We start from the raw sequence: 14,846 nt of genomic DNA on the forward strand, positions 1-14,846 counted from the left end.
CCTGCGACTTCTCGCCCTGGGGCGCTCGGAGCCTCGCGCCCGTGGCGCCGCGGCTTCTCGCCCCGGAGCCCGCGGTTTCTAGTGGACGGTGACCGTCGGGCCCGCGGCGAATTCGCGGAGTTCCTCGGGGAGTTCGGCGCCCATCTCCTCGGCGAGGCGGAGGGCCTCGCCGATCAGGGTCTCGACGATCTGGTCTTCCGGCACGGTCTTGATGACCTGGCCCTTGACGAAGATCTGGCCCTTGCCGTTGCCGGACGCGACGCCCAGGTCGGCCTCGCGGGCCTCGCCCGGGCCGTTGACGACGCAGCCCATGACGGCGACCCGCAGCGGCACCGGCAGGCCTTCGAGCCCGGCGGTGACCTCTTCGGCCAGCTTGTAGACGTCGACCTGCGCGCGACCACACGACGGGCAGGACACGATCTCCAGACCGCGCTCACGCAGGCCCAGCGACTCGAGGATCTGCTGGCCGACCTTGACCTCTTCGACCGGCGGCGCCGACAGCGACACCCGGATCGTGTCGCCGATGCCCTCGGCCAGCAGCGCACCGAACGCGACCGCTGATTTGATCGTGCCCTGGAACGCCGGGCCGGCTTCGGTCACGCCCAGGTGCAGGGGGTATTCGCACTGCTCGGCGAGCTGCCGGTAGGCGCGGATCATCACGACCGGGTCGTTGTGCTTCACCGAGATCTTGATGTCACGGAAGCCGTGCTCCTCGAACAGCGAGCACTCCCAGAGCGCCGACTCGACCAGCGCCTCGGCCGTGGCCTTGCCGTATTTCTGGAGCAGCCGCTTGTCGAGCGAACCGGCGTTGACGCCGATCCGGATCGGCACCCCGGCGGCGGAGGCCGCCGCCGCGATCTCCTTGACCTTGTCGTCGAACTGCCGGATGTTGCCCGGGTTGACCCGGACCGCCGCGCAGCCGGCGTCGATCGCGGCGAACACGTAGCGCGGCTGGAAGTGGATGTCGGCGATCACCGGGATCTGTGACTTCTTGGCGATGGCGGGCAGCGCCTCGACGTCGTCCTGCGACGGCACCGCCACCCGGACGATCTGGCAACCCGACGCCGTCAACTCGGCGATCTGCTGCAACGTCGCGTTGACGTCGGCGGTCAGCGTGGTCGTCATCGACTGCACGGAGACCGGCGCGCCGCCGCCGACCGGCACCGAACCCACCTGGATCTGGCGGCTCTGCCGGCGCGGGGCAAGCGGCGGGGGCGGAACGGCCGGCATGCCGAGACTGATCGCGGTCACGGGAACACTCACCTCGGAACGGTTGTGCGCGGGTTCTAGAAGAGCGTGATGGGGTTGATGATGTCAGCGGTGATCGTCAGGAGAGTAAAAGCCCCACCGATCAGGATAACCACGTATGTAACGGGCATCAGCTTGTAGTAGTCGACGCGCCCTGGGTCGGGCTTGCCGAGCCGTGCGGCGAACCACGACCGGAGCCGCTCGAACCACGAGATCGCGATGTGGCCACCGTCAAGAGGTAGCAGCGGCAGCAGGTTGAACACACCGATGAAGAAGTTCAACGAGATGAACAGCAGGACAAAAACTTCCCACGCGTCATGCTGGACGGCCTCGCCGCCGAGCCGGCTCGCGCCGACGACGCTGATCGGCGTGTCCGCGTCACGCGGCTGGCCGGTGATCGCGTCCCAGAGAGCCGGGATCTTCTGCGGGACCCGCTGGAGCGACTGCACCGTGGCGACCGCGAGGTTGCCCGTGTAGTCGGCCGTCGCGGGGACGGCTTCGATCGGGTTGTATTTGACCATCAGCGGCACGCCCGGCGGTGGTGCCGGCGCGACGCCGAGAGCGGCGACCGCCGTCACGGCACCGTCGGGCTTGTCGACCGGCGGCCGCTTGACGGACCCGAGATTGACGTTGACCTGGCGAGCCGCACCGTCACGCTCGTAGTTGATCGTGGCCTGCGCACCCGGCGGGAGCTTGCGGACCTGGGTGACCAGGTCGTCGTAGGTCGCAACCGGCACGCCGTCGATCGCGGTGATCTTGTCGTCGTCTCGCAGGCCGGCGACCTTGGCCGGGCCCGCCGGGTCGGTGGCGGCACAGTCGCGGTTGACCGCGTCGACGACCACGCAGTTGGTGATCTTGACGTAGGCCGGCTGGGGCTTGCTCAGCTCCTGGTTGGGCAGGCCAAGGAACATCGCCGCGAGCCAGAGCGTGACGATGGCCAGCAGGAAGTGGGTCACCGAGCCGGCGCTCATCACGACCGTGCGCTTCCACAGCGGGAAGCGCCACATGGCGCGCGGCTCGTCCGCGGGGTCGACGTCGTCGTCCTGCGGCGTCATGCCGACGATCTTGCAGAAGCCGCCGAGCGGGATGCCCTTGACGCCGTATTCGGTCTCGCCCCGCTTGAACGACCACAACGTCGGCCCGAAGCCGACGAAGTATTTGGTGACCTTCATGCCGAAGGCCTTGGCGGTGACCATGTGCCCGGCTTCGTGCAGGCTGACCGATATCAGGATGCCAAGGGCGAAGGCGACAACCCCGATCAGATACAGCATCAAGCTCCCCTCACCGCTGACCCGATCAGCTCCCGAGCCTGCCCCCGAGCCCAGGTCTCCGCGGCGAGCACGTCATCGACGGTACCTGGTTCGCCGAAATCGGGTGCCGCTGCGAGGACTTGGGCCACGGTGTCCACTATGCCGAGGAAAGGCAGCTCGCCTGACGTGAACGCCGCCACACATTCCTCGTTGGCGGCGTTGTAGATCGCCGGCCGGCAGCGGCCCGCGCGGCCGGCCGCCTTGGCCAACTCGACGGCCGGGAAGGCGCCCTCGTCGAGCGGCTCGAACGTCCAGGTGTGTGCGGTCGTCCAGTCGACCGCCTGCGCGGCGTCGGCGACCCGGTCGGGCCAGCCCAGGCCGAGCGAGATCGGCAGCCGCATGTCGGGCGGGCTGGCCTGCGCGATCGTCGACCCGTCGACGAACTCCACCATGGAGTGGATCACCGACTGCGGGTGCACCGCGACCTCGATGTGGTCGTAGTCGACGCCGAACAGCTCGTGCGCCTCGATCACCTCGAGCGCCTTGTTGACCATGGTGGCCGAGTTGATCGTCACCACGGGCCCCATGTTCCAGGTCGGGTGGGCCAGGGCCTCGGCCGGTGTGACGGCCGTCAGCTCGTCGCGCCGGCGCCCGCGGAACGGCCCCCCGCTGGCGGTGAGCACCAGCTTGCGCACCTCACGCTCGGCGCCGGAACGCAGGCACTGGGCCAGCGCGGAGTGCTCGGAGTCGACCGGGACGATCTGCCCCGGCCGGGTCACCGCGGCCTTGACGAGGGCACCACCGGCGATCAGGGACTCTTTGTTGGCCAGCGCGAGGGTACGGCCGGCCTTGAGCGCGGCCAGCGTGGGTGCGAGCCCCAGCGAGCCCACCACCCCGTTGAGCACCAGGTCGGCGGGCCATTCGGCCAGCTCGGCCATCGCGCCGGGGCCGGCCAGGATCTTGGGGATGCGGAAGTCGCCGGTCGCGTAGCCCTTCTTGGCCGCCTCCGCGTAGAACGCGAGCTGCAGGTCTTGCGCCGCCGAGGCCTTGGCGACGCCGACCGCCTCGACACCCAGCTCCAGCGCTTGCGCCGCGAGCAGCGCGACGTTGGCGCCGCCGGCGCCCAGCGCCACCACCCGGAACCGGTCGGGATTGCGGCGCACGATGTCGACGGCCTGGGTGCCGATCGACCCGGTGCTGCCGAGCAGGACGATCTCGCGGGGCGCGGCCCGGTTGGCTTGGCTCACCCGGCCATTCTCCCCTATCGGCGCTCGGGGCCCGAAGTTGTCCACAGGCGGGTTCACGACCGTCGCAGGAGTCCCTGCTCCTGGAGCAGGTCACGCAGCTCGCGCCGGTGGTTCTTGGAGAGGTCGGTCACCGGTATCGGGAAGTACTGGCGCTTGCCCACCCAGATCAGCAGGAGGTCGTCGGTCAGGGCCGCGCGCTCGATCGCCGGCCAGTCGAGCGTCGACTCGCCGAGCTCGTGCGCCGTCAGCACGCCGTCCTCGTCGATCTCGTACCGGATGGTCATCGGCTCGTACCTGTCCTGCTGCCGCCGTGCCGCCGCGACCACCCCGAAGGGGTACGCCAGGCAGAACAGCCCGAGCACGATGATGGCGCCGTCGAGCACCGGGTCTCCGGGCAGGGCGACGGCGCTGTAGACCCCGATGCCGACGACAACCGCGCCCACCGCGTAGAACGCGCGGAACAGCCACCGCGACACCCAACGAACGGCCGCCGGCACCCGCCGCGGATCCGGCCGGGCCGTGATGACGATGCGCATCGAAGGAGGGTAGATCCAGCGTCGTTCGGTGTGGTGCCCAGGCGGCGCGGAATCGCTATCGGTCGGGCGCCGCCAGCCGGTAGGTGTCGAGCTCGATGCCGCCGTACCACCGGCTCTGCTTGCCGATCGCGGTCATGCCGAGACGCGCGGCGACCGCCGTCGACGGCGTGTTGCCTTCCCGGATCACCGCGTAGATCTGTGGAAGCCCCGCTGCGAACACCCGCTCGATCGCCGCCGCGGCCGACTCGGTCGCGTAACCGCGCCCCCACGAGTCGGGGTGCAGGTGCCAGCCGACCTCGATGTCGCCGGTGGGCTCGTTGTCGAGACCCGGCAGCGGTAGGACCAGCACCGACCCCGCGGTCGCGCCGGTGTCGCGAACGTCGACCGCCCAGACTCCGTGCAGGCCGTCGGCCGACGCCCGACCCCGCCACCGCCGGATCGCGGCGAGCGCCGCTGCCTCGTTCTCCAGCACCCGCGGCCGGGCGCCCAACCACCGGGCGACCTCCCAGCGGGACAACATGTCGAAGACGCGCGCCACGTCGGCGTCGCTCTCCGTCCACTGGCGAACGATCAGTCGATCCGTCTCGAAGACCGTCATGTCCGAAAATCCTAGGGAGTGCCGGACGCCCTACCGGGAAAGGTGAGGGCATGGTCGAGGGCTTACGAAGGGTGGCCCGCAGCGCGTTCGCACCCCTGCGCGGCCGCGACCTGTCGCTGCACGCCGCGGCCATCACGTTCTACGGCGCGATCGCCATCGTGCCGGTCTCGCTGCTCGCCCTGTGGCTCACCGCCCTCGTCGTCGGCGCCGGCCGGGTGCGGCGGCTCACGTCGTACGCCACCGACGCCCTCCCCGCCTCGATCGGCGCCGACCGCGCGGCGGCGGCGTTGGTCGAGGCCGGCGTCACCCTCACACCCTGGCTGGCCGTCGCGTCCCTGCTGCCCGCGTCCTTCTACGGCGAGGGCCTGCGCCGGGCGTTCGTCTCGGTAGCCCGCCCGGGCGACGAGCGCCTCGTCGGCTGGCGCGGTCGCCTGCTGCTGCTCCCGTTGCTGGCACCCGCACCCGCGTTGGTCCTGGCCACGATCGCCGCACTCCCCTACACGACAGGGCTGGTCCGCCGCGGCGGCTGGGCCTTCGTGCTGGGCGTGGTCCTCTCGTTCCTGGCCGTCTGGCTGGTGCTGACCCCGGTGCTGATCTGGGTCTACCGCGTCGTCGGCCCGGGGCGCCCTTCGTGGCTGCCGACCGCCCTGGTCGGCTCCTTCACCGCGGCCAACCTGTCCGGCTTCCTCCACGGCTTCGTCCTGTTCGCCTCCTTCCCTCTCGACCTGGGTATCCCCTTCGGCGGCTTCGACCCGGTAGGCGCCGTGGTCGCGGTGTTGCTGTGGCTCTACCTGTTCCACGTCATCGTGCTGGCCGGCTATTCCGGAACGCTCGCCCTGAGCAAAGCCCTCGCCGCCCGCGACGCCGTCCCCGCTCCGACCGCCTGACGCCCGCCGCGCCCCCGCACCCGCGGCACCCGGCCACGCGACCGCTACCCCGACGGCCGTTCCCCTGCGAGACGCTCAGCCGGATCGACCGCTGCCAGCCAACGCGCCCTCCTTCGCGGGCGCGTCCGGGCCCGGCTCGAGTTCCCGGATCCCGAACCGCCGGTAGACCGCACCCAGCGGACCCGGCGCCCACCAGTTCCACCGCCCGAGGAGCCGCATGGTCGCCGGAACCAGCAGCAGCCGCACGAGCGTGGCGTCGACGACGATCGCCACGATCATGCCGATGCCGATCAGCTTGATAAAGGCGATCCCGCCGCTCGCGAACCCGGCCACCACCACGATGAGCAGCAACGCCGCCGCGGTGATGATCCGGCCGGTGTGTTGCAGGCCCGTCGCCACGGACGCGGTGTTGTCGCCGGTGCGGTCCCACTCCTCGCGGACCCGGGACAGCAGGAACACCTCGTAGTCGGTCGCGAGCCCGAACAGCACGGCCAGCATCAGGATCGGGTTGCTCGGCTCGATGAAGCCGGTCGGCGTGAAGCCCAGGAAGTCGGCGAAATGGCCGTCCTGGAAGACCCAGACCACGACGCCGAACGAGGCGCCGATCGAGACGAGGTTCATCAACACGGCCTTGATCGGCAGCACGATCGAACCGAAGGCCAGGAACAACAGGATCAGCGTGGCCGATGCCATGATCAGGGCCATCCACGGCAGGTGCGAGACCAGGCTGTCGATCAGGTCGAGGTCGGCAGCCGTGCGCCCACCGACCAGCACCTCGGCACCCGCCGGCGCCGGCAGGTCGCGGATCGCCCGCACCACGCCCTGCGCCGCGTCTCCGGTCGACTCGCCGTGGTAGGTCACGTTGAGCAGCGACGTCGCACCCCGCGCCGCGGCTACCTGGACACCCGTCACGTCAGGCAGGCTGCCGATGGTCGACGCGAGCTGCTGCGCCGCAGCCTGACCACCGCCCGACACCAGCACCTCGACCGGCCCGATCGTGCCACCCGGGAAGTCGGTGCTGATCGCGTCGGACACCGCCCGCGGCTCGGCGCCGGGCGGCAGCACCCGCTCGTCGAACCCACCGAACCCGATCCGCAGCACCGGGGACGCCAGGACGGCGAGGATGACGACGACGCCTGCCGCGTACACGATCGGTCGGCGCATCACGCTCTTCGCGATCCGCGCCCATGCGCCGTCGCCGCTGGTGCGCTCCCGGCCGCGCCGCCAGGGCAGCGGGATGCGCCACGCGTTGATCCGATGGCCGAGCACCGCGAGCAGGGCCGGCAGTGCCGTCAGCGCCGCCACCATCGCGACCAGCACCGCGGCGAGGCCGCCGAAGCCCATCGAGCGCAGGAACGCCTGCGGGAAAATCAGCAGACTCGCCAGCGCCAATGCGATCGTCAGGCCGGAGACCAGGACCGTGCGGCCGGCGGTGGCCATCGTGCGTGCGATCGCGGCCGGCGGCTCGTGCCCACCGGCCAACTCCTCACGGAACCGGCTCACGATGAACAACGCGTAGTCGACCGCCATGCCGAGACCGATCAACGTGATGATGTTGATCGCGAAGACCGACACGTCGGTGACCATGTTGAGCAGCCGCACGACGACCAGCGAACCGAGGATCGCGATTCCGCCGATCATCAACGGCGTGGCGGCCGCGGCCAGCCCACCGAAGATCAACACCAGCAGAACGAGCAGGACCGGCAGCGAGAACGTCTCCGCCCGGGCCAGGTCGGCGCTGGTCTGCTCGTTGGCCTCGTGCAGGAACGGGATCGTGCCGCCGGTCTGGGTCGTGATGCCCGGAGCGGTCAGCGCCGGCTCGATCGCCTCGTAGGCCGACGTCTTCTCATCCGGGTCGATCGCCTTGAGCTGCACCATCGCGTAGGTCGCGTGCCGGTCGTCGGAGACCAGCGCCGGCGACTGCGCGTCGTAGAAGCTGATCACGCTCGCGACCTCGGGCAACGCACGGACCTTGGCCAGCGTCGCGGTCACGGGATCACGGAAGGCTGCCTCGTCGACCTTCGCCGTCGGGCTCGAATAGAGCACCAGCACGTCGACGTCTTGACTGCCCAACTCGGCGATCGTGCGTTCGCGTAACTGCGTCGACTCGGCCTTGGGGTCGTCGAACCCGCCCCCGGTCAGCGCACCGAACACCCCTGTGCCCCACGCCGCGCCCACCACGACCAGCACCGTCGCGGCCGCCAGCACCCACCAGCGGAACCGGACCACTGCGCGCCCCCACCACGCGAACATGGATCCCCCCTGAGATCTGTGCAAAACTACGAACAGCGTTAGGAAGATGAACGGCGTTAACTATGGCAACGCTGTTCTCGTGAGTCAAGGGAGTTCGCGTATTGAGCGCGCCGACACGCCGGGAGCGGCTGCGCACGTCGACCCTCTCCGAGATCAAGAAAGAGGCGCGCCGGCTGCTGGTCACCGGCGGTCCGGAGGCGATCTCGTTGCGCGCCATCGCCCGCGAGATGGGCATGACCGCACCCGCGATCTACCGCTATTTCGACAGCCTTGACGCCCTGATCGAGGCCCTCGCCGGTGATCTGTACGTCGAGCTGTCCGATGTCGTCAGAACGGCCAAGGCCGACGCCGGCAGCGACCCGGTGGAGCAGCTCAAGGCCATGGCGCGGGCGTTCCGCGAGTGGTCCGTCGCCCACCCGGCCGAGTTCGCGCTCATCCTCGGCAACCCGCTACCCGGCATCGTCGCCTTCCAGGAGAACTGCGACGACGAGAACCATCCCGGCGTCGAGTTCGGGCGCCCGTTCATGGAAACGATCAACGTCCTCTGGCTGCACCACCCCTACCCGACCCCGCCGCGGTCGCTGATGGAGGAGCGCCTGGCCGCCCACCTGCAGCCGCTGCACGCCGGGCACGGCGAGAAGGTGCCGATCGAGGTGGCGTGGGCGTTCCTCAGTGGCTGGTCACGCCTCTACGGGCTGGTGTCCATGGAGGTCTTCCATCACCTGCGCTGGGCGGTGTCCGATCCGGGCGCGCTGTTCGAGATGGAGTTGCACGCCTACGTCGACCAGTTCACGCCGCACGCCTAGAGGTTTCTGTCGGAGCCCCCACACATAATGGTCCGGTCGCATCCAGCCACCGAGGAGGAACCGGCCGTGACCACCGAGCCGACCGTCGTCGACCGCCCGACGCAGGACTATGTGGGCATCAGACGCACGGTCACGATGGGCTCCATCGCCGACATCGCCGACCGCATCCCCGACGTCTTCGCCTGGCTCGGCCAACACGACATCCCACCGGCCGGTGCGCCGTTCCTCAAATACAACGTCATCGACATGGAGCGCGAGCTCGAGATCGAGGCCGGCGTCCCGGTCAGGGCTCCGGTCCAGGGCAGCGGCGAGATCTTCGGCGGGGTCCTGCCGGCGGGCCGCTACGCGACCGTCACCCACGTCGGCCACCCCGACGACCTGCTCCAGGTGACCGCCGACTTCCTCGGCTGGGCACACGGGCGCGACCTCGAGTTCGACCGCCACGACTCACCCGCCGGCGAGGTCTGGCGGTGCCGCCTCGAGTTCTACCACTCCAACCCGATGGAGGTGCCCATCGACCAATGGGAGACCGAGCTGGCGTTCCTGCTGCGCTAGCCGCGGGCTAAGCCGGCGCCGCCGCGGCTTCCGGCGCGTCCCCGTCGGCGCTGGGAGCGGGCTCGCCGGCGCCGGGAGCCGGCTCGCCGGCCCTGCGGGCGCGGATCTGGTGGCCGACACCGGTCAGGCAGCGCCCGCTCGGCAGGTCGAAGCGCCACCCGTGCAGCTGGCAGGTGAGCTGGTCGCCGTCGACGATGCCGAAGCGGGTCAGGTCGGCCTTGAGGTGCGGGCAGCGCCGCTGCACGACCCAGTCGCCGAGGGTGATGTCTTCGGCGTCGGTGGTCCGCTCGTGCTCGTCATACCAGCCCTCGGCGTACTGCAGCCGCTCTTCCGACAGGCACTTGAAGAACGCGTAGACGAACTCGTTGTATTGCCCGATCCGCGCCGCCGAGAAGCGGCAGGAGAGGAAGAGCGAGTTGACCCAGTCGACCTCGTCGATGAAAAGGAGGTGCTCCACGAGGGCCCGTTCGGTGCGGAAGCGGTAGCGGACCTTCTCGTCCGCATACCGCCTGACCTCCTTGCCCGGGAAGTCGACCACGATCGACTCGACCGCCTCGCCGTCGTAGCCGACCAGGTCGAAGCGCACCGGCCCACCGACCCCCTTGGCCAGGTAGATCGACTCTTCGAGGAGCGGCTCGATGCGGCGCTTCATCTCCTTGAGCACGTCGATCTCAGGGTGCCGCCACGACGCCTTCTCGGCGACGATGATCGGGCGCTTGCGCTCGCGCATCTCTTCGAGGTGGGCCACCTTGTTGGCGAAGAACTCGTCGACATCGGTGGGGTGCGTGGTCTCGGCCGACGACTCGGTGAGCTCGGTGACGCTGCCGGGCAGCAGGACGATGCCGTTGGTGCCCCCGACCTTGGCGTACTCCTTCATGAAGACCGACTGGTCCGGGAAGATGTTGCCCTCGTCGCCGAAGATGTCGTTGAACTGCCACAGCTCGTCGTCGAGGAAGCACGGCGGCCCGGCGATCGGGAAGACGTGCGACGCCTTGAGGTCGTCGATGTAACGCCAGGTCCGGTCGAACTGCCGATCGCGCTTCTGCTTGCCGAACGCGGTCTTCGCCGACTGCGGCAGCTCGTAGACCATCGGATACCAGATCGCGCCGGAAAACTGCAGCATGTGCGCGTGCACGTGCCCGAGCGACTCGAAGAGCGACAGGTCGGTCGGCCGCGCGTCGTTCTGGTTGAGCAGCCGCACACCGTCATATTCGACCCAGAGCGAGGAGTCGCCGATCGGCCCGTCGGTCGGCGAGGTCAACGCCTGGATCATGACCTTGAGACCGCCGTCGAGCTCGACGACCTCCTCCGACACGGTCTTGACGAAGTCGGTGAACCCGAGCTCGCGCAGCTGGTCTTCGAGCTCACTGGTCGGATACTCCGGCAGCAGCACCCGCGCCTTCTTCGAGACGAACCGCTTGAGGTGCGCGGCGTCGAAGTGGTCGCGGTGCAGGTGGCTCAGATACAGATAGTCGACCTGGCCGAGCGTCTCCCAGTCGAGGAGGGAGTTGTCGGGAAAGGGAAACCACGACGCGAAATAGGCGGGATTGACCCAGGGGTCGCACAGGATGCTCCCCGCTGGGGTGTCGATCCGCATGCTGGCGTGTCCCGTCCCGGTCACTCGCACGGCAGCAAACCCCCAAGATCAAACGCATCGTCGTGTACGGCGAAAACGCTACCCGACGAGCCGGGGTGCCCGATCCTCGACGCCACGGGCGTGCCACACTGATCTCCGCATCCATCCGAGGGAGGAGCCACGAGGTGGCAGAGCACGAGCCGGTCATCGCCCCCGACCAGAAGAAGCCGGGTCACCGCAAGGGCGGCCAGATCGGTGCCGTCGTCGTCGCGATCTCCCTGGTGCTGATGCAGTTCTGCAACAACGAGGTAACCGGCGTCGAACGCATCTGGCTCAACGGCCTCGCCGCGGCCCTCATCCTCGCGGTCATCGGCGACGCCGTCCTCCGCCGCATCGGCCTCCGCTCCTCCTCCTGACCAGGAGGCTCGGCCCGAAGAGCCGATAAGGACGGACAACCCGGCCCCGGGTCTGTCGGGGGGCACGACCGTCGCTCCCGCCGGGGACCGCTCGCTCCGCTTCGCTGCCAGGCCCGCGCGACACAACCGCCACCGGCAGCGAAGCAACCCGCCACCGCGCCATCCGAGACCCGCGCCCGCATGCCGCAGCCCCGGCAGACCTGTCGCCTAGCCGGCTAGAGCTACCCCCGCCGAGGTTGCGAACAGGTCGCGCCTGCGCCGGGCGAGTCGACGGTGCCGCATGCGGAGCCGCAACTTCCACCTCGACCCAGCCGTCGGTCCACAGGGCACCGCGGCCGACCCACCAGGCCACCGGCAGACCGAGACGGGACAAAGCAAACGTCCCGCCCGCCGGTCAGGGTTGACCGGCGAGCGGGACGGAAGAGAAACCCTCAGCGCCGCCGAACGATGTCGCGGACCTCCATCAGCGCCTGCTCGACCTCGGCCTCGAAATAGCCGCCGGGCACCAAGCCGAACTGCGTCGCGTCGAAGTCGGCGTCCGTGGTCGGGATCGGGCCGCGGCCGGTCATGCCGGTCAGCACGTCTTCGAAGAAGCGATCGACCTGTGCCGGGTCGTAGCCGCTGCCGAACCGCCGGACCTGGAATGACCGGCGCATCTGGTCGACGCGCGCGAGGTCGCTGCCGGGCGGGCCCATCAACGGCGGAGGGCCGCCCATCGGACCACCGGGTGCGCCGCCCATCGTGAGGGCGGGGCCGCCACCCATGCCGGGGCCGGGGCCCATGCCGGGGCCCATGCCGGGGCCGGGGCCACCGCCCGGGTGCCCAGGACCGCCACCGCGGCCGAGGTCACCGCGTTCGGGCATGCGGATCTCGGCGGTCATGTCCATCTTGGCGCGCCGGCCGGGCTGGTCCGGGCCGTCATAGCGGTCGTCCGGCGGGAACCCGGGGCCGCCACCACGGCCGCCCATCGGCGGCGGGCCGGCGGGAGCACCGTCGTACCCCCGCTGTGGCGGGCCGTCGAACCCACCGCCGTAGGGCGGCGGCGGGCCGGGACGCGCGTAGGGGTCGTCGTTGGGCAACGGCCGGGTCGGCAGCGGTCCGCCACCCATGGCGGCCGCGCGACGGTCGGGCGGACCCATCCGGTCGGGCGGGCCGAAGGAACCGGGCGGCGGCGCGGCGATCGGCGGACCCATCCGGTCCGGCGGACCCATGCGATCCGGCGGACCCATCCGGTCCGGCGGACCCATGCGATCGGGCGGACCCATGCGATCGGGCGGACCGAGGCGATCGGGCGGACCCATGCGATCAGGCGGACCCATCCGGTCCGGCAGCCCCATCCGGTCGGGCCCGGCGAAGCGCCCGTTGCGCTCCTCGAGCTCCGCGACCTGCCGCTCGACGCGGTCAAGGTGCAGGTCGACCTGCCATTCGTCGTACCCGCCGAAGCGCACCCGGAAGACGATGTCGTGGACTTCCTGCGCGCCAACCGGCTGGCCGACGGGGTCGCCGGCGAGGGTCGCCTCGACGCGGTCGAGGAACGCGTCGACCTCGTCGACCTTGTAGCCGCGACGGAGCGCCCGACGGCGGAATCGTTGACCCTGGCTCGCCACTATGTCTCCTGGTTAGTTCGCTCTGCCGCGGCCCCGAACGCGGTCATGTCGTCACCTCAGCAGCGGCAAGCTGGCCGCACGCACCGTCGATCTCGCGACCTCTGGTGTCACGCACGGTAGTCGACACGCCCGCCGCGCGCAGCCTCCGGACGAACTCGCGCTCGACCGGCTTGGCGCTGGCATCCCACTTGCTCCCCGGCGTCGGGTTGAGCGGGATGAGGTTGACGTGCGCGAGCCGCCCGGCCAGCAGACGCCCGAGCAGATCGGCTCGCCACGGCTGGTCGTTCACGTCTTTGATCATCGCGTATTCGACGGAAACACGGCGCCCCGTGCGATCCGCGTAATGCCACGCGGCGTCAAGCACTTCGGCCACCTTCCACCGTTGGTTGACCGGCACCAGTTCATCGCGCAGATCATCATCGGGCGCGTGCAGCGACAGCGCAAGAGTCACCGCGAGGTCTTCCTCGGCGAGCTTGCGCATCGCCGGCACGAGCCCGACGGTGGAGATCGTGATGTGCCGCTGGGACAGCCCGAGCCCCTCGGGCGCGGGCGACGTCAGCCGCCGCACCGCCGCGAGAACCCGGTTGTAGTTGGCCAGCGGCTCGCCCATGCCCATGAACACGACGTGCGACAACCGCGTCGGCGATCCGGCGACCATGCCCGACGCGGCAACCCCGGCCAGGTAGACGGCCTGGTCGACGATCTCGGCGGTGGACAGGTTGCGGGTCAGCCCGGCCTGGCCGGTGGCACAGAACGGGCACGCCATGCCGCACCCGGCCTGGCTGGAGATGCAGACGGTGACCCGGTCGGGGTAGCCCATCAGCACGCTCTCGACCAGCGCCCCGTCGTGCAGCCGCCACAGGGCCTTGCGGGTGGCGCCGTCGTCGGTGGCGGTCTCGCGTACGGGCGTCAACAACCGCGGCAACAGGTCTGTCGCGATCTTCGCCCGACTGACCGCCGGCAGGTCGGTCATCGCGTCGGGGTCGCGCACCAACCGCCCGAAGTAATGGGTCGACAACTGCCGCGCCCGAAACCGAGGCTCACCGAGCGCGACCAGAGCAGCCTCACGCCCCGCGACATCAAGATCGGCCAGGTGGCGCGGCGGCATGGCCGCTCGCCGCCCGGTGCTCGCGGCCTTCGGCTGAATAATGGGCAGACTCGTCATGGCGGCTCCAGTCTCCCACGACTGTTCGATCACCTTCACCTGCCCGGGTGCCGGAACACAAATACGAAGATCCAAAGACAATTCATCGACGCACGTCCGTCGGTGCACGACCGCTCGCTCCCGCGCGCACCGCTTCGCTGCCAGGCCCGCGGCACACAATCAATTACCCGAACCCACGTCAAATTGCCACCGCCGGCGGCTAATTGCGCTTTACCGCACAGCCCATCCGAAACATCACTTTCCCCAACCACCGCCGCGGACGGCCCTCGACCCTTCTCGATCAAGGCGAGAACGGACAGTCAACGTCGCCCCGTCGCCGGCCATGAAAGCCGCCCGGCGTCCATGGATCAACACGACCAGCCCGGGTCAACCCGACACGACGACCGAGCGCCGCGCACCCGACCAACGCCGCGAACGCGCCCGGCATCGCGCACCCGACCGACGCCGCGAACCGACCGGGTCGCGCAGCCCACCGACGCCCTGGACCGAACCGGGTCTCGCGCAGCCCACCAACGCCGTAACTCGAGCGGATCGTGCAGCCCACCGACACCCTGGACCGAACCGGGTCTCGCGCAGCCCACCAACGCCCGACCCCGACCGGATCGTCCAGCCCACCGACACCCTGGACCGAACCGGGTCTCGCGCAGCCCACCAACGCCCGACCCCGACCGGATCGTCCAGCCCACCGACACCCTGGACCGA

Annotated in this window: 13 protein-coding genes; 4 read left to right on the forward strand and 9 right to left on the reverse strand. The window is 70.0% G+C overall.

Annotated elements, in window-relative coordinates; genetic code table 11:
• Window positions 1-78: 78 nt before the first annotated feature.
• The 5 genes from ispG to AB0J74_RS37705 form a co-directional block, all read right to left on the reverse strand.
• Window positions 79-1,251 (reverse strand): flavodoxin-dependent (E)-4-hydroxy-3-methylbut-2-enyl-diphosphate synthase, encoded by a 1,173-nt coding sequence (ispG, locus tag AB0J74_RS37685; protein ID WP_363457740.1) that lies wholly within the window; start codon window positions 1,249-1,251, stop codon window positions 79-81.
• Between the two features lie 35 nt (window positions 1,252-1,286).
• Window positions 1,287-2,519 carry a site-2 protease family protein gene (locus AB0J74_RS37690; protein ID WP_363457703.1) on the reverse strand — a complete coding sequence of 411 codons (1,233 nt, stop codon included), beginning with the start codon at window positions 2,517-2,519 and terminating at the stop codon, window positions 1,287-1,289.
• Complete coding sequence (gene dxr / locus AB0J74_RS37695; RefSeq protein ID WP_363457743.1) at window positions 2,519-3,712, reverse strand: 1-deoxy-D-xylulose-5-phosphate reductoisomerase; 1,194 nt, start codon at window positions 3,710-3,712, stop codon at window positions 2,519-2,521. Before dxr ends, AB0J74_RS37690 begins: the two co-directional genes overlap by 1 nt.
• A gap of 86 nt (window positions 3,713-3,798) precedes the next feature.
• On the reverse strand, window positions 3,799-4,281 hold the full coding sequence (locus tag AB0J74_RS37700) for a YcxB family protein (RefSeq protein ID WP_363457705.1): 483 nt from the start codon (window positions 4,279-4,281) through the stop codon (window positions 3,799-3,801).
• A 55-nt stretch (window positions 4,282-4,336) separates the two neighbouring features.
• Window positions 4,337-4,879 (reverse strand): GNAT family N-acetyltransferase, encoded by a 543-nt coding sequence (locus tag AB0J74_RS37705; protein ID WP_363457708.1) that lies wholly within the window; start codon window positions 4,877-4,879, stop codon window positions 4,337-4,339.
• A gap of 50 nt (window positions 4,880-4,929) precedes the next feature.
• On the opposite strand from AB0J74_RS37705, the gene AB0J74_RS37710 reads away from it, so the two are divergent.
• A complete protein-coding gene (locus AB0J74_RS37710) occupies window positions 4,930-5,766 on the forward strand; it encodes a YhjD/YihY/BrkB family envelope integrity protein (protein ID WP_363457711.1) in 837 nt (278 codons plus the stop codon).
• A gap of 75 nt (window positions 5,767-5,841) precedes the next feature.
• Here the strand turns inward: AB0J74_RS37710 and AB0J74_RS37715 are convergent, their stop codons facing one another.
• Complete coding sequence (locus tag AB0J74_RS37715; RefSeq protein ID WP_363457713.1) at window positions 5,842-8,019, reverse strand: MMPL family transporter; 2,178 nt, start codon at window positions 8,017-8,019, stop codon at window positions 5,842-5,844.
• 101 nt (window positions 8,020-8,120) lie between these two features.
• Between AB0J74_RS37715 and AB0J74_RS37720 the strand changes: the two genes are divergently transcribed.
• Window positions 8,121-8,825, forward strand: coding sequence for a TetR/AcrR family transcriptional regulator (locus AB0J74_RS37720; RefSeq protein ID WP_363457715.1), 705 nt, complete (start codon window positions 8,121-8,123; stop codon window positions 8,823-8,825).
• A 66-nt stretch (window positions 8,826-8,891) separates the two neighbouring features.
• Window positions 8,892-9,380 (forward strand): GyrI-like domain-containing protein, encoded by a 489-nt coding sequence (locus AB0J74_RS37725; protein WP_363457718.1) that lies wholly within the window; start codon window positions 8,892-8,894, stop codon window positions 9,378-9,380.
• A 7-nt stretch (window positions 9,381-9,387) separates the two neighbouring features.
• On the opposite strand, the gene AB0J74_RS37730 is transcribed toward AB0J74_RS37725, so the two are convergent.
• Window positions 9,388-11,007: a Rieske 2Fe-2S domain-containing protein gene (locus AB0J74_RS37730; RefSeq protein WP_363457720.1), complete on the reverse strand. Its 1,620-nt coding sequence runs from the start codon at window positions 11,005-11,007 to the stop codon at window positions 9,388-9,390.
• A 134-nt stretch (window positions 11,008-11,141) separates the two neighbouring features.
• Here AB0J74_RS37730 and AB0J74_RS37735 point away from each other — a divergent pair, with 134 nt between their 5' ends.
• The gene (locus AB0J74_RS37735) at window positions 11,142-11,372 is read left to right on the forward strand and encodes a hypothetical protein (RefSeq protein WP_363457723.1); all 231 of its coding nucleotides are present in this window, start codon (window positions 11,142-11,144) and stop codon (window positions 11,370-11,372) included.
• 431 nt (window positions 11,373-11,803) lie between these two features.
• Here AB0J74_RS37735 and AB0J74_RS37740 read toward each other — a convergent pair whose 3' ends face one another.
• Together AB0J74_RS37740 and rlmN are read right to left on the reverse strand one after the other, a co-directional pair.
• Window positions 11,804-12,979 carry a DivIVA domain-containing protein gene (locus tag AB0J74_RS37740; RefSeq protein ID WP_363457725.1) on the reverse strand — a complete coding sequence of 392 codons (1,176 nt, stop codon included), beginning with the start codon at window positions 12,977-12,979 and terminating at the stop codon, window positions 11,804-11,806.
• Between the two features lie 43 nt (window positions 12,980-13,022).
• Window positions 13,023-14,144: a 23S rRNA (adenine(2503)-C(2))-methyltransferase RlmN gene (gene rlmN, locus AB0J74_RS37745; protein ID WP_363457746.1), complete on the reverse strand. Its 1,122-nt coding sequence runs from the start codon at window positions 14,142-14,144 to the stop codon at window positions 13,023-13,025.
• Window positions 14,145-14,846: the final 702 nt, after the last annotated feature.

It is taken from the genome of Asanoa sp. NPDC049573 (assembly GCF_040676615.1).
Lineage (GTDB): Bacteria > Actinomycetota > Actinomycetes > Mycobacteriales > Micromonosporaceae > Asanoa.

Excerpts from the sequence above, each read along its gene's own strand:
- AB0J74_RS37690 (WP_363457703.1), bottom strand. The coding sequence starts at position 2,519 with ATGCTGTATCTGATCGGGGTTGTCGCCTTCGCCCTTGGCATCCTGATA.
- rlmN (WP_363457746.1), bottom strand. The coding sequence starts at position 14,144 with ATGACGAGTCTGCCCATTATTCAGCCGAAGGCCGCGAGCACCGGGCGG.
- AB0J74_RS37700 (WP_363457705.1), bottom strand. The coding sequence starts at position 4,281 with ATGCGCATCGTCATCACGGCCCGGCCGGATCCGCGGCGGGTGCCGGCG.
- AB0J74_RS37715 (WP_363457713.1), bottom strand. The coding sequence starts at position 8,019 with ATGTTCGCGTGGTGGGGGCGCGCAGTGGTCCGGTTCCGCTGGTGGGTG.
- AB0J74_RS37705 (WP_363457708.1), bottom strand. The coding sequence starts at position 4,879 with ATGACGGTCTTCGAGACGGATCGACTGATCGTTCGCCAGTGGACGGAG.
- AB0J74_RS37710 (WP_363457711.1), top strand. The coding sequence starts at position 4,930 with ATGGTCGAGGGCTTACGAAGGGTGGCCCGCAGCGCGTTCGCACCCCTG.